Source organism: Streptomyces sp. JB150, assembly GCF_011193355.1.
Classification (GTDB): Bacteria; Actinomycetota; Actinomycetes; order Streptomycetales; family Streptomycetaceae; genus Streptomyces.
The window spans coordinates 2,476,557-2,491,008 of record NZ_CP049780.1 but is presented as its reverse complement, the minus strand read 5'-3'; the positions used below and the strand labels follow the sequence as shown (position 1 = coordinate 2,491,008).

The window sequence follows — 14,452 nt, the reverse complement described above, 5'->3', positions numbered from 1 at the left end:
TGCCTGCGGCAAGTAGCCGCGCCGAGCGGTCCTCGCTGGTTAGAGTCGTCTCGTCACAGCTGGTTGTGGGGACAGCCAGAGCTTGGTCGGCGTCGCCGACTCCCTGGGGAGGGGCCTTCAGCACATGAGTCGTCGCTCTAACGGTCCGGTCGGAGTCTGGGCTGAGATACAGCGCCAGCAGCAGCGCCAGAGGGAGGCGGACGCCCGACACCGCCGCGAACTGGAGCGGCAGGCACAGGTTCGGCAACGGCGTGCCGCGCAGGACTACCGCCAGTACAGGCAGGCCGAGGCCCGGCGACGCACGGAGGAACTCGAGGCCCGGATCGCCTCGCTGCAGACGCTGCTGGCCACCGGTTGCCGCGCCCCGGCCTTCAGCGCGGCCTCGCTGATGCGCACGGAGGAGGTCCAGCCGTTCTCGCCGGGGCCGCTGGCCCAGCCGGTCCCGATGCCCGATCCGGCGCACTACCAGGCGCAGGGCGGCTGGACGGCGAGCCGGCGCGCACAGGCGGAGGCCGAGGCCCGGGCCCGGTTCGAGCGGGACTGGCACGCGGCACAGGCCGCGGAGGCTCAACGCCTGCAGCAGCTGGCGGCGTACCAGCGACAGTACGACCAGTGGGTGCAGGCCCACCTGGCGGAGGTGCGCGCCCACAACGCGGGCGTCGCCGAGGTGACCGAGAGCGTCGGCCGAGGGGAGCCCGACGCCGTGGTGGAGTACTTCTCGGCCGCTCTGTACGCGTCCACGGCGTGGCCCGGGGACTTCCCCCGCCGAGTCATCGCCGCCTACGACCCGGCGGCACGGCAGCTCGTCGTCGACTGGGAGCTGCCCCCGTACGGTGTCGTACCCGAGGCGAAGTCCGTGCGGTACCTGTCCGGCCAGGACGAGGACAAGGAGACCGCCCGTCCCGTCAGCCAGCGACGCGCCCTGTACCGCGAGGTACTCGCGCAGTGCATGCTGCTGGTCCTCCACGAGCTGTTCGCGGCGGACCGGTACGGCGCGCTGGAGTCGGTGTCCCTGAACGGTTTCGTGGACGACCACGACCCGGCCACCGGGCGGCGAACGGAGATCGTGCTGGCGACGGTCATGGCGCCGCGGTCGGTCTTCCTGGGCCTGCACCTGGAGCAGGTCGAGGCGATCAGCTGCCTGTCCGGCGCGTTGCGGGGGCAGCTCAGCTCCCGGCCCGACCACCTCGTCGCCGTACGGGCGAGCAGAAGGCCCGGGGACATCGGTAACCGTGTCGTCACGCACGGCGGCGACGAGGACCCCGATCTGTACGAGATGGATCCGCTCGCCTTCGAGGCCCTGGTCGCCGATCTCTTCCGGGCGATGGGCATGCAGGCCGTCACGACGCAGCGCTCCAACGACGGTGGCGTCGACGTCGACGCGCTGGATCCCACCCCCGTCCGCGGAGGCAAGATCGTCGTACAGGTGAAGCGGTACCGCCACACCGTTCCGCCCACCGCCGTACGCGACTTGTACGGCACCGTTCAGGACGCCGGTGCCAACAAGGGCGTGCTGGTGACGACCTCCGGATTCGGTCCTGGGTCGCACACCTTCGCCAACGGCAAACCGCTGGAACTCATCTCGGGTACCGAACTCGTCGACCTGCTGCACCGGCACGGGCTTCGGGGACGTCTCGGCGAGAACCGGCGCACCCCGGCCCCGCCGGCACCGGCCGCCCCCGAGCCCCTGCCCGCCGATCACAACGTGCTGGGCATGTCATGGTCCGGCAGCGTCGCGCTGGACGTGTGCGCGCTGGTCTGCCGCGGCAACCGGGTCCTGAGCGAGGAGCACTTCGTCTTCTTCAACAACAGCCGGACCCCGGACGGCTCCGTGCAGGCCTTCGCGGCGTCCCCGCCGGACAAGGCGGCCATCCGGGTCTCGTTCGACGCTCTGCCGGACACCGCCGACCGACTCGTCCTGGTGGCCGCCGTGGACCCGGAAGTGAATCCGCAGGCGGATCTCTCCGGCTTCACCGGCGCCCGTATCCGGCTGCTCGACCCCACGATGAGCGAACTGGGACGACTCGAGGTGTCGGACGGCCGCCGTGGCGAGACCGCCCTGGTGCTGGGGTCGTTCCGGCGCCGGCCGAACGGGGACTGGGATTTCGTGGCGGGCGGCAAGGGCTACCCGGGAGGGCTGGAACAGCTCGTGCGGGATTACGGCATCGACGTGGAGTAGCGCGGCCGGCGTAACACCTTGGTGACGCGAGGGTCCCCGCCGCAACGGCGGGGGCCTGCGCCGTGTCTTCACCGGCATGGATCTGGAAAAGCGCCAGGCAGTCCGGCCCGAGGCCCCGCAGGGCCGGGAGCCCGAGGGGTGTCTCGTCGTCGCCGTGCGGCTGCCTGTGCGGATCGTCGCGCTGGTCGTCCTGGTGCCGGTGCGGATGGTGTGGGACGTGCTGGTCGTCGTCGGGCGGGTGCTGCGGGACACCGTGCTGCGGCCGCTCGGGCGGGCGCTGGCGTGGGTGGGGAAGGCGCTGTTCGTCTGGCCGTTCGTGGCGCTGTGGCGGTGGGTGCTGGTGCCGGCCGGGCGGGCGGTCGCGTGGCTGGTGAAGTGGCTGGTCGTGGTGCCGGCGGTGTGGCTGTACCGGTGGGTGCTGACGCCGGTGGGGCACGGGATCGCGTGGCTCGCGCGAGGGGTGTGGGCCGGGCTGGCGTGGGTATACGCACGACTGCTGACACCGGCGGGGCACGGCGTGCTGTGGCTGGTGCGGTATCTGGTCGTCGTGCCCGCGGTGTGGGTGTACCGGTGGGTGCTCGCCCCGGCCGGCCGGGCCGTCGCCTGGACCGTGTACTGGACCGGCAGGGTGCTGTTCGTGCTGCCCGCGCAGGCGGTGTGGCGGTGGGTCATGGTGCCCGTGGGGCGCGTGCTCGCGGTCATCGGGCGGGAGGCCCGGACGGCGCTCGGGCACGCCTGGCGGGTCGCCGGGCACATCTCGCTCGCCGTCGGACGACTCCTCGGAACCCTCTTCCGGTGGATCTTCGTGGAGCCGGTGCGCTGGGTCTACCACAGCGTGCTGACCCCGCTCGGACACGCGGTGCGCGACGCGGTACTGCGTCCCGTCGCCGACGCCTCACGCGCCGTGGGCCGCGGCGTCCGGCAGGCGCTGGCGTCCGTACGGGAGAGCGTGCGCCAGGTGCGGTACGACGTCCGGCGGACGCTGTTCGGCGAGCCCCGCGAGCGGCCGGCGGTGGCCCAGCGGGAACCTCGGGGCGGCGAGGCACGTACTCTTGGTAGGAGTACGACCGCTCTCACGAAGGACTGAACGACACTGGGCAAGCGACAGCCCGAAGGCCCGCCGCCCGCACCCGCGGTGCAGCGCATCCGACTGCGCTACACCAAGCGCGGCCGCCTGAGGTTCACCAGCCACCGCGACTTCCAGCGCGCTTTCGAGCGTGCGCTGCGCCGCGCCGAGGTACCCATGGCGTACTCGGCCGGGTTCACCCCGCACCCGAAGGTGTCGTACGCCAATGCCGCACCCACCGGCACGGGCAGTGAGGCGGAATACCTGGAGATCGCGCTCACCGAACCGCGCGATCCCCAGCGGCTGAGGGAACTGCTCGACGAGTCGCTGCCCGACGGGCTCGACATCATCGACGCGGTCGAGGCCCGCACGTCCGGCCTCGCCGACCGGCTGACGGCTTCCGTCTGGGAGCTGCGGCTGGACGGGGTGGCGCCGGCCGACGCGGCCCGCGCGGTGGCGGCCTTCAACGCGGCCGGCGCGGTCGAGGTGCAGCGTCTCACCAAGAACGGGATGCGCACCTTCGACGCCCGTCCGGCCGTCGCGAGCCTCGAAGCCCTCGACGGAACGGAAACGCACGGTTCGCGGGCTGATAGGCCGAGCGACCGGCCCTGTGCGATACTGCGGCTGGTTGTTCGGCACGTGACGCCTGCCGTACGACCCGACGACGTCCTGTCCGGTCTCCGCGCCGTGGCCGACCTGGCGCCGCCGGTCCCCGCAGCGGTGACCAGGCTGGCGCAGGGGCTGTTCGATGAAGAGACCGGCACGGTGACCGACCCGCTCGCGCCCGACCGCGAGGCAGCGGCGGCCCTCTCGACGGCCGCTCCGGCTGCCGCCGCGACGGCGCCGACGCCGGAAGGTTCCGCGTAGGGACGGACGTCGTAGCGCCGCCCTGGTACTCGGGAGCCACCTGGGTCGGGCAGCGCACCGACCAGAAGACTTTCGCCAGGCCGTACGCATGGGGCGTACGGAACCGGCGAGACAGGACACAGAGAGCTCCCGTGCGGCGCCCGCGCCCCGGACGGCGGCAGTCGCGCATCGCGCGAGCCGCGGACGTCACCGGCACACCGCCGGACCAGGTGCGGCGCCCGGGAGCCTGACGGGAGAAACGCCCGCATGCTCGAGCCGATCGAACCCACCGAGGGTTCCGAACTGAACAGCCCCAGCGACACCCTGCCGCGCCGTCGGCGCCGGGCCGCTTCCCGCCCGGCGGGTCCGCCCACCGTCTCCTCGGACACCCCGGCGGAGACCGTCGCGCCGGCCATACCGGCCGCCGACGCCGCCGACCTCGCGAGCGAGGCCGAGGCCGATGCCGCCGTGAGCGGGGAGGCGGTCGAGAGCGCCGAGGCCGTCGAGGATACCGAGGCCGCCGAGACGGCTGCCGCCGAGGCAGCCCCCGCCGCTCCCGCCCGCCCGCGCCGCCGGGCCACCCGCCGGGCGTCCGCGCCCGCCGGGTCGCCGGCCGGTGCGGAGCCCGCCGAGACCGTCGTCCCGGCGAAGGCCGAGGCCGGGACGGAGCCCGCGGCCCAGGCGCCGGCCGCCGACGAGGCGCAGGCCGGGCCGGCCGTCGAGGCCCCCGCCGAGGAGGCCGCGCCGCGGCGTACCCGCCGCCGGGCCACGCGCCGGGTGACCGCGCCCGCCGGGGCCTCCGCGCCCGCCGAGGCCGCCGAGATCGTGGTGCCGCCCGCCGCCGGTGCGCAGGAGAAGACCGAGGAAGAGGCGCAGGCCGTCGAGAGCCCCGCCGCCGAGGCGCCCGCCGCCCAGGAAGCCGCGCCCGCCCGTCCGCGCCGGCGTGTCGCCCGCCGCGCCTCCGCGCCCGCCGGTGCGCCGGAGTCCGCCGAGGTCGTCGAGGCCCCCGCCACCGCGCAGGCGAGTGGCGAGCCGGAGCAGGCCGCCGAGCCCGCCGTCGAGGCGCCCGCCGAGGCCGCGCCCGCCGCCGAGGAGGCCGCCCCGCGGCGTATCCGCCGCCGGGCCACGCGCCGGGTGTCCGCGCCCGCCGCCGAGGCACCCGCCGAGTCCGCCGGCAGCGAGACCGCCGCCGAGGAGCAGGCCCCCGAGACCCCCGCCCAGGCCCAGGTCCCCGCCCAGGCCGAGGCGCGGCCGGAGCCCGCTCCCGCCGCCGCGCCGAAGGCCTCCGCCGCTCCCGCCGCCGAGCAGGCCGCGGAGTCCGCCGCTCCGCGTCGCCGCCGGCGTGTCGTGCGCAAGGCCGCCACCGGGTTCTCCGAGCCCGCGCCGCCGGCCGCCGCCGAGGCGCCGCAGCGTCCGGCGCGGCCCGCCGTGGCCGTGTTCCAGCCCCCGGTCTTCACCGAGCCGAGGTTCCAGACGCCGGAGCGCGCCGCCGCCGAGGCCGCCGCCGAGGCGGCGGAGGAGCCCGAGACGCCGGAGACCGCCGAGAGCGCCGAGGCCGCCGAGGCCGCCGAGGCCGAGGAGTTCTCCGCCGAGCAGACCGGCTCGCGCCGCCGTCGCCGGCGCCGCGGTGGCGCCGCCGAGGAGACCGTGCCGCAGGCCGCCGAGGCGCCCGCCGAGGACGAGGAGTCCGAGGAGGAGGCCGCCGAGGAGGCGGCCGACGAGTCCCACGACGGTGAGGAGACCGGCTCGCGCCGTCGCCGCCGTCGCGGTGGCCGCCGGCGCCGCCGGGGCGAGTCCGCCGAGGGCGACGCCGACGAGTTCGGCGAGGGCGAAACCGACGAGGCCGCCGCCGAGCAGGCCGCGCAGGACGCCGAGGACACCGCCGAGCAGGCCGAGGAGGACGCCGAGGAGGCGGCCGAGTCCGCCGAGGGTGAGCAGGGCCGCGAGGAGGCCGGCGGTTCGACCGCGGGCAGCCGCCGCCGCCGTCGCCGCCGTCGCCGTGCCGGGGACACCGCCGTGGACGCCGAGCCCGGCGACGGCGACCCCGAGCGCACGGTCGTCAAGGTGCGCGAGCCGCGCAAGGCCGCCGAGCGCGAGCCGTCGGACGAGGTGCAGTCCATCAAGGGCTCGACCCGTCTGGAGGCGAAGAAGCAGCGCCGCCGCGAGGGCCGCGAGCAGGGCCGCCGCCGCGTCCCGATCATCACCGAGGCCGAGTTCCTGGCCCGCCGCGAGGCCGTCGAGCGCGTGATGGTCGTGCGCCAGCACGGCGACCGCACGCAGATCGGCGTCCTGGAGGACGGCGTGCTCGTCGAGCACTACGTCAACAAGGAGCAGGCGGTCTCGTACGTCGGGAACGTCTACCTCGGCAAGGTGCAGAACGTGCTGCCGTCGATGGAGGCCGCCTTCATCGACATCGGCAAGGGCCGCAACGCCGTGCTGTACGCCGGCGAGGTCAACTTCGAGGCGCTGGGCATGGCCAACGGCCCGCGCCGCATCGAGTCCGCGCTCAAGTCCGGCCAGTCGGTCCTCGTGCAGGTCACCAAGGACCCGATCGGCCACAAGGGCGCCCGCCTGACCAGCCAGGTCTCCCTCCCGGGCCGCTACCTCGTGTACGTGCCCGAGGGCTCGATGACCGGCATCAGCCGCAAGCTGCCCGACACCGAGCGGGCCCGGCTGAAGACCATCCTCAAGAAGATCGTCCCCGAGGACGCGGGCGTCATCGTGCGCACCGCCGCCGAGGGCGCGAGCGAGGACGAGCTGCGCCGTGACGTCGAGCGGCTCCAGGCGCAGTGGGAGGAGATCCAGAAGAAGGCGAAGAGCGGCAACGCCCCGACGCTGCTGTACGGCGAGCCGGACATGACCGTCCGGGTCGTGCGCGACATCTTCAACGAGGACTTCTCCAAGGTCATCGTCAGCGGTGACGACGCCTGGTCCACCATCCACGGCTACGTCTCGCACGTCGCGCCGGACCTCGCCGACCGCCTCCAGCGCTGGACCTCCGAGGTCGACGTCTTCGCCACGTACCGGATCGACGAGCAGCTCGCCAAGGCGCTGGACCGCAAGGTCTGGCTGCCCAGCGGCGGCTCGCTGGTGATCGACCGGACCGAGGCGATGGTCGTCATCGACGTCAACACCGGCAAGTTCACCGGCCAGGGCGGCAACCTGGAGGAGACGGTCACCAGGAACAACCTGGAGGCGGCCGAGGAAATCGTGCGCCAGCTGCGGCTGCGCGACCTCGGCGGCATCATCGTGATCGACTTCATCGACATGGTGCTGGAGTCCAACCGGGACCTGGTGCTGCGCCGCCTGCTGGAGTGCCTGGGCCGCGACCGTACGAAGCACCAGGTCGCCGAGGTGACCTCGCTGGGCCTGGTGCAGATGACCCGCAAGCGGGTCGGCCAGGGCCTGCTGGAGTCGTTCTCCGAGACCTGCGTCCACTGCAACGGGCGCGGTGTCATCGTGCACATGGAGCAGCCGTCGGCGAACGGTGGCGGCGGCAAGCGCAAGAAGCGCGCCCGCGCCGGCGCCGGTGAGCAGCCGCACGAGCACGAGGCCGCCGCGGCCGTCGCCGAGTCCGGCGTGACGGCGGAGCAGGAGGCGGAGACCGAGGCCGAGGTCGCGGCGGAGGCCGCCGAGCCGGTAGCGCTGCCCGCGCCCGACTTCGCCCCGGACGAGGAGCTGTACAGCAGCGTCGCCGAGGCCGAGGCCGCGGTGTCGCGCCGGGGCCGGCGCCGGGCGAGCCGCCGGGTGTCCGCTCCGGCGGGCACGCCGCGGGCGGAGGCCGCCGTGCCGACGGCTCAGGACGTGACCGCCGCCGAGGAGGCCGCGCGCCCGCTGGTGCGCGAGCCCGCCCAGGAGGCGCACGCCGAGCCGGTGGCCGTCGAGGACCCGGTCGTCGAGGCACCCGCCGAGGCGCCCGCCGCCGAGACGCCCGTCACCGAGGCGCCCGCCGCCGAGAAGGCGGAGGCTGCCGAGGAGGCCGCGCCCAAGGGCCGTACGCGCCGTCGGGTCACCCGCAAGGTGTCCGCGCCGGCCGGTTCGCCCGCGGCGGCGGAGGCGGCCGTGGTGACCGTCCCGGAGTCCTCCGCGAAGGCCGCCGCGCAGTCCGTCGCACAGCCCGCGGCGGACGCCGCGCCAGCCGCCGAGGCTCCCGCCGAGTCCGCCGCCGAGGTGTCCGCCGAGCCCGCCCCGCCGGCCCGTCCGCGGCGCCGCGCGGTGCGCAAGGCCACCGCGCCGACCGCGCCGGTGGAGGCGGCCGTCGTGGTCGTCCCGTCCACGACGGAGCCCTCCGGGGCGCCGGTCGCGGAGCAGGCCGCCGAGGAGGCCGAGCAGGCGCTGGCGGAGGCCAGGGAGGCCGCCGCGGAGGCGGCGCGTGGCCCGGAGGAGGAGGCGGGCGCCGAGCCCGCCGCGGAGGCCGAAGCCGCCCCCGCCAAGAAGGCCGCCCGCAAGACGGCCAAGAAGGCGACGGCGAAGAAGGCCGCCACCAAGACGGCCGCGGCCAAGAAGACCACCGCGGCGAAGAAGACGGCGGCCAAGAAGACCGCCGCCAAGAAGACGACGGCCAAGAAGGCGGCGACGAAGACCACCGCCAAGAAGGCCACGTCGAAGAAGACGGCGGCGGCCGAGCAGCAGGCGGCACCGTCCGTCTCGGCCTCCACCGACGAGGGCTGAGCCCGGTCAGGGCGGATGCCCGTGGGTGAGCGGCCGGTCACGTGCGATGTGCGTGACCGGCCGCACACTCCGGGCCCGGTTTGACCCTCTCGGCGAAGGCCCCGTAACCTTGACCGTCGGCGTGTCCCCTGCACACGCCACATCCCCGTAAACCTCTTCCTTCCGGGCACGGGCCGTGACCGGGAGAGGCCGTTCGCGCGCGGGTCGCGCCGGGCGGCTGGCCTGCGGGGGTGCCGTTCTCCGAGCGAAAGTGAGATCCGCGTGTACGCCATCGTGCGCAGCGGTGGTCGCCAGCACAAGGTTGCTGTCGGCGACATCGTTGAGGTTGACAAGATTTCCACCGCCAAGGTTGGCGACACGGTCGAGCTCTCGACCCTGCTCGTTGTCGACGGCGACTCCGTGACCAGCGACCCGTGGGTGCTGGCCGGCATCAAGGTCCAGGCCGAGGTCGTGGACCACCACAAGGGCCAGAAGATCGACATTCTGCGCTACAAGAACAAGACCGGCTACCGCCGCCGGCAGGGCCACCGCCAGCAGTACACGGCGATCAAGGTCACTGAGATCCCCACGGCTGCGAAGTAAGGGACTGAGGAGAGATGGCACACAAGAAGGGCGCATCGTCCACTCGGAACGGTCGCGACTCGAACGCCCAGCGGCTCGGCGTGAAGCGCTTCGGCGGTCAGGTCGTCAACGCGGGTGAGATCCTGGTTCGCCAGCGCGGCACCCACTTCCACCCGGGCGCCGGTGTCGGCCGCGGCGGCGACGACACGCTGTTCGCGCTGCAGGCCGGTGCGGTGCAGTTCGGCACCAGCCGTGGCCGCAAGGTCGTGAACATCGTTCCGGTTGCCTGAACCGACTGATTCGGCACCGAACGCTTCGCGAGGCGGACCTCACTTCCCGGGCGGGAAGCGGGTCCGCCTCTCGCGTGTTGGCACAAAGACATACGTGTAACACAGAGACACACACCGCATTACTGGAGGCACTGAACCATGACCACCTTCGTGGACCGCGTCGAGCTGCACGTCGCCGCGGGTAACGGGGGCCACGGCTGTGCCTCCGTCCACCGTGAGAAGTTCAAGCCGCTCGGCGGCCCGGACGGTGGCAACGGCGGACGCGGCGGGGACGTCATCCTCACCGTCGACCAGTCCGTGACCACGCTGCTCGACTACCACCACTCGCCGCACCGCAAGGCCACCAACGGCAAGCCCGGCGAGGGCGGCAACCGCTCCGGCAAGGACGGCCAGGACCTGATCCTGCCCGTGCCGGACGGCACCGTCGTCCTCGACAAGGCGGGCAACGTCCTCGCCGACCTCGTCGGCCACGGCACCTCCTACGTCGCCGCCCAGGGCGGCCGGGGCGGGCTCGGCAACGCCGCCCTCGCCTCCGCCCGCCGCAAGGCGCCCGGGTTCGCGCTGCTGGGCGAGCCGGGGGACCTGCGGGACATCGTGCTGGAGCTGAAGACCGTCGCCGACGTGGCGCTGGTCGGCTACCCGAGCGCGGGCAAGTCCTCGCTGATCTCGGTGCTCTCCGCCGCCAAGCCGAAGATCGCCGACTACCCGTTCACCACGCTGGTGCCGAACCTCGGCGTGGTCACCGCGGGCTCGACCGTCTACACCATCGCCGACGTGCCCGGACTGATCCCCGGCGCCAGCCAGGGCAAGGGCCTCGGCCTGGAGTTCCTGCGCCACGTGGAGCGGTGCAGCGTGCTGGTGCACGTGCTGGACACCGCGACCCTGGAGTCCGACCGCGACCCGGTCTCCGACCTCGACGTCATCGAGGAGGAGCTGCGGCAGTACGGCGGGCTCGACAACCGGCCGCGGATCGTCGTGCTCAACAAGATCGACGTACCGGACGGCAAGGACCTCGCCGAGCTGGTGCGGCCCGACCTGGAGGCGCGCGGCTACCGCGTCTTCGAGGTGTCCGCGGTCGCGCACATCGGCCTGCGGGAGCTGTCGTTCGCCCTCGCCGAGCTGGTCGCGAAGGCGCGCGCCGCCAAGCCGAAGGAGGAGGCGACCCGGATCGTCATCCGGCCCAAGGCCGTGGACGACGCGGGCTTCACCGTCACGCGCGAGGAGGTCGGCGGCGAGCCGCTGTTCCGGGTGCGCGGCGAGAAGCCGGAGCGCTGGGTGCGCCAGACCGACTTCAACAACGACGAGGCGGTCGGCTACCTCGCGGACCGGCTCAACCGCCTCGGTGTCGAGGAGGAGCTGATGAAGGCGGGTGCCCGCGCGGGCGACGGCGTCGCCATCGGCCCCGAGGAGAACGCGGTCGTCTTCGACTGGGAGCCGTCCGTCATGGCGGGTGCCGAGATGCTCGGCCGGCGCGGTGAGGACCACCGCCTGGAGGAGCAGCGGCCCGCGGCCCAGCGGCGCCGCGACCGCCAGGCCGAACGCGACGACGCGCAGCGCGAGTTCGACGACTTCGAGCCGTTTTAGGCGGCGCCGGCTCCTGCGGGGCGCACGGGGGTGAACTCCGGGGAAACTCGCGGCGCATGGCAGGGCAACCAACCCCTCGGGCCGTGAGTCGAACAGGGCGCGCGGAGAGGATCTTGGTCCTCTCCGCCGTCAACTGCCCGTTCGATCCCCGGAGTCGTCGTGTCCCAGCCCGCAGCGCGCCGCCTGAGGCGCACCGTCGTGGTCGCGCTCGCCCTGCTCACGGCCGGCCCGGCCACCGGTCTGCCGGCGGCTCAGGCCGCGGACCGCGTGAGCGCCGTACGCCAGGACTTCAACGGTGACGGATACGAGGACGTGGCCGTCGGCGCGCCCGCCGCCACGGTGGGCGGCAAGGCGAAGGCCGGGTACGTCGCCGTGCTGTACGGGGCGCCGGAAGGTTTCGGCGCCGGCAAGAAGGTGTTCCACCAGGGCTCGCCGGGCGTGCCCGGGACCGTCGAGGCGGACGACCGCTTCGGCGAGACCCTGACCGCCGCCGATCTCGACGGGGACGGCTTCACCGATCTGGTCGTCGAGTCCCATGGCGAGAAGTGGGAGTCCGGCGGGGTGCCCCGGGACGGCAACCGGACCGTCCTGTGGGGCGGCCCGGCCGGGTTCGCCTCGGGAAAGGTGCTGCCCCCCGTCGGGAACTCCCCGTACCAAATGGGCACTTCCGTCGCCGGTGACTTCGACGGGGACGGGCGGCAGGACCTCGTGCACGGCGGGCACGTGTCGTACGGCCCGCTGGGCCGGGACGGCGTCGCGGCGCGCGTCCAGGACATCACTCTGGTCGAGGGCGACATGTACTTCGCGGGGATGGCCGCCGGCGACACGGACGGCGACGGAGCGACCGACCTCGTCACCATCGCCCGCAGCTACGACTGGGACGACGAGGGCGACTACGGTTACCGCATCGACCGCCTGCGCGGCGGCCGGGGCGGTCTGAGCGAGCCCCGCAGCGTGCCCGACGCCGCGGGCCGGCCCATCCACCCCGAGGGCGATGTCTCCGCCGTGGCCCTCGGCGACCTCGACGGCGACGGCCGGGACGACATCGTCACCGGCGGCGAGGCGCTGAACATCGTGCGCGGCACCGCCGACGGGGCGACGGGCACCGACCCCCGCGTCATCACCCAGGACAGCCCCGGTGTGCCCGGTGCGCAGGAGGACGGCGACGGGTTCGGCCGGGGCCTGGCGACCGGCGACGTCGACGGCGACGGCTACGACGACATCCTCGCCGGGATCCCCTTCGAGGACTTCTCCGGGCTGAAGCGGGCCGGCACCTTCGCCGTCGTCCCCGGCGGCGCCCAGGGGCCGACCGGCGCCGGGACCAAGGTGTTCAGCCAGAACACCGCCGGGGTGCCGGGCACCGCGGAGTCGTCCGACTGGTTCGGCGAGCGGGCGGCGCTGGTCGACAGCGACGCCGACGGGCGGGCCGAGCCGGTCGTGGCGGCACTCGGCGAGGACCAGTACGCCGGTGCCGTCTGGGTGCTGCGGTCCTCCTCCGCGGGCGTGCAGACCGCCGGTTCCTTCTCCTTCGGCGCGCGGACCCTGGGCACCGTCAAGGCGGGCGCGCGGCTGGGCAGTTGGCTGACCTCCTGAGCGCGGCCGACCGCCCCTCCCGCTTCATCGACGCATCGACGCAACGACGCAACGACGTCTCGACGCAACGACGTCTCGACATCTCGACGTATCGACAGGAGTCTTCATGACGTCCCCTTCCCTCCGCCGCGGCCCGCGCTCGCAGCGCGGGCGGCTGGCCGTCGCGAGCGGCGTGGCGCTCCTCGCGGGTGCCCTGGCGGTGCCCGCGGCCCACGCCGCGCCCGCCGAGGCCACCGCCACCCCGAGCGCCGAGCGGCTGCACGACGACTTCAACGGCGACGGCTTCCCCGACCTGGCGATCGGCGCCCCCGACAGCACGGTGGGCACCCAGGCCGAGGCCGGCGCGATCAGTGTGCTCTACGGCGCGTCGAGCGGCCTGTCGACCTCCCGCAAGCAGGTGCTGACCTGGGCGGACCGTCCGGCGTCGCCGGTGCGGGCGCGCTACGGCTCCGCGCTGCACAGCGCCGACCTGGACCGGGACGGCTACGCCGACCTGCTCTCGCGCGTGGAAGGCGCGCCCGGCAGCGCGTACGGCGGGGAGGCGCTGGTGGTCAACTGGGGCGGCCCCCGGGGCCTCACGGCCGCGCCGACCGTGCTGAGGGACGTACCGGCGGACTTCGTCGGCCGCTACACGACCGGGGACTTCGACGGGGACAGGAACCCCGACATCGTCACGGAGGGCAACGGCGAACCCGGCTCCGTGGGCGACGGCACGGTGCTGCGCGGCCCGTTCACCCGGGACGGCGCGAACGCCGCCGAGGCGAGCTTCCCGTTCGTTCCGGGAGACCCGTACCACTTCAGTGAGGGCTTCGCCGCCGGGGACGTCACCGGGGACGGCATCGCCGACCTGGCCGTGAACATCCACTCCATCGACGGCGACAGCGGCACGGGCGCCATCGCCCTGCTGGCCGGCGGCCCCTCCGGCTTCACCCACAAGGGCGTGCTCAAGGACGCCCAGGGCCGGATCGTCCGCGGTGACGACATGGAGATCGGCGACCTGAACCGGGACGGCTACGGCGAGATCGTCGTCGGCCACTTCGTCGACGGCACCGACTACGACGTGGACCTGCCGGTCAAGGGCGGCGCCCTCATCGTCACGTACGGCGGCCCGAACGGCGTGTCCACCACCCGCAAGCCGGTGTACCTCAACCAGGACACGCCCGGCGTGCCCGGCGTGGGGGAGTGGCGCGACGGCATGGGCACGGCCCTGTCCATCGCCGACACCGACGGGGACGGCTACCAGGACGTCGTCACCGGCCTGCCCGGCGAGGACTTCGACGGGCTGACCGACGCGGGCAGCGTCCTGGTGCTGCGCGGCAGCGCGAACGGCCTGACCGGCACCGGGGCCAAGGTGTTCAGCCAGAACACCGCCGGGGTGCCCGGCACCGCCGAGAAGGGCGACCGGTTCGGCGCGGAGACCGCCCTGTCCGACCCGGACCGCAACAAGCGGCACAGCCTGGTGGCCGCCGCCCCGGCGGAGAACGCCGGCAACGGTTCGGTCTGGCACGTCCCCGCCACCTCCACCGGCATCACCGCCAGCGGATCCCTCACCTTCGGCGGGGCCACGCTGGGCGCGCCGTCGGCCGGGGCCCGCTTCGGCGCGTCGCTGGCGGAGTGACGGCCGCCCGGCACCCCACCGTCCGTACGAGACTCAGGAGAGCG

9 protein-coding genes are annotated in these 14,452 nt (G+C 74.2%); all 9 read left to right on the top strand.

Annotation, left to right across the window (positions count from 1 at the left end; genetic code table 11):
• Window positions 1-124 precede the first annotated feature (124 nt).
• The 9 genes from G7Z13_RS11790 to G7Z13_RS11750 all read left to right on the top strand — a co-directional run bounded on the left by G7Z13_RS11790 (window position 125) and on the right by G7Z13_RS11750 (window position 14,408).
• Window positions 125-2,179 carry a restriction endonuclease gene (locus G7Z13_RS11790; RefSeq protein ID WP_165998527.1) on the top strand — a complete coding sequence of 685 codons (2,055 nt, stop codon included), beginning with the start codon at window positions 125-127 and terminating at the stop codon, window positions 2,177-2,179.
• 76 nt (window positions 2,180-2,255) lie between these two features.
• Window positions 2,256-3,266, top strand: a complete 1,011-nt coding sequence (locus G7Z13_RS11785) for a hypothetical protein (protein WP_165998525.1) — start codon at window positions 2,256-2,258, stop codon at window positions 3,264-3,266.
• Window positions 3,267-3,314: 48 nt separating this feature from the next.
• A complete protein-coding gene (locus G7Z13_RS11780; RefSeq protein WP_165998524.1) occupies window positions 3,315-4,112 on the top strand; it encodes a TIGR03936 family radical SAM-associated protein in 798 nt (265 codons plus the stop codon).
• 246 nt (window positions 4,113-4,358) lie between these two features.
• Entirely contained in the window at window positions 4,359-8,762 is a 4,404-nt protein-coding gene (locus tag G7Z13_RS11775) for an Rne/Rng family ribonuclease (protein WP_165998522.1), read from the top strand.
• A 261-nt stretch (window positions 8,763-9,023) separates the two neighbouring features.
• The gene (gene rplU / locus G7Z13_RS11770; RefSeq protein ID WP_004001309.1) at window positions 9,024-9,344 is read left to right on the top strand and encodes a 50S ribosomal protein L21; all 321 of its coding nucleotides are present in this window, start codon (window positions 9,024-9,026) and stop codon (window positions 9,342-9,344) included.
• A gap of 14 nt (window positions 9,345-9,358) precedes the next feature.
• Entirely contained in the window at window positions 9,359-9,613 is a 255-nt protein-coding gene (rpmA, locus tag G7Z13_RS11765) for a 50S ribosomal protein L27 (RefSeq protein ID WP_073938528.1), read from the top strand.
• 138 nt (window positions 9,614-9,751) lie between these two features.
• Window positions 9,752-11,197, top strand: a complete 1,446-nt coding sequence (gene obgE / locus G7Z13_RS11760) for a GTPase ObgE (RefSeq protein ID WP_165998520.1) — start codon at window positions 9,752-9,754, stop codon at window positions 11,195-11,197.
• A gap of 159 nt (window positions 11,198-11,356) precedes the next feature.
• A complete protein-coding gene (locus G7Z13_RS11755) occupies window positions 11,357-12,790 on the top strand; it encodes an FG-GAP-like repeat-containing protein (RefSeq protein WP_165998518.1) in 1,434 nt (477 codons plus the stop codon).
• Between the two features lie 106 nt (window positions 12,791-12,896).
• The gene (locus G7Z13_RS11750) at window positions 12,897-14,408 is read left to right on the top strand and encodes an FG-GAP-like repeat-containing protein (RefSeq protein WP_165998517.1); all 1,512 of its coding nucleotides are present in this window, start codon (window positions 12,897-12,899) and stop codon (window positions 14,406-14,408) included.
• Window positions 14,409-14,452 lie beyond the last annotated feature (44 nt).

Excerpts from the sequence above, each read along its gene's own strand:
- G7Z13_RS11750 (WP_165998517.1), top strand. The coding sequence starts at position 12,897 with ATGACGTCCCCTTCCCTCCGCCGCGGCCCGCGCTCGCAGCGCGGGCGG.
- G7Z13_RS11775 (WP_165998522.1), top strand. The coding sequence starts at position 4,359 with ATGCTCGAGCCGATCGAACCCACCGAGGGTTCCGAACTGAACAGCCCC.
- G7Z13_RS11785 (WP_165998525.1), top strand. The coding sequence starts at position 2,256 with ATGGATCTGGAAAAGCGCCAGGCAGTCCGGCCCGAGGCCCCGCAGGGC.
- rpmA (WP_073938528.1), top strand. The coding sequence starts at position 9,359 with ATGGCACACAAGAAGGGCGCATCGTCCACTCGGAACGGTCGCGACTCG.
- G7Z13_RS11790 (WP_165998527.1), top strand. The coding sequence starts at position 125 with ATGAGTCGTCGCTCTAACGGTCCGGTCGGAGTCTGGGCTGAGATACAG.
- obgE (WP_165998520.1), top strand. The coding sequence starts at position 9,752 with ATGACCACCTTCGTGGACCGCGTCGAGCTGCACGTCGCCGCGGGTAAC.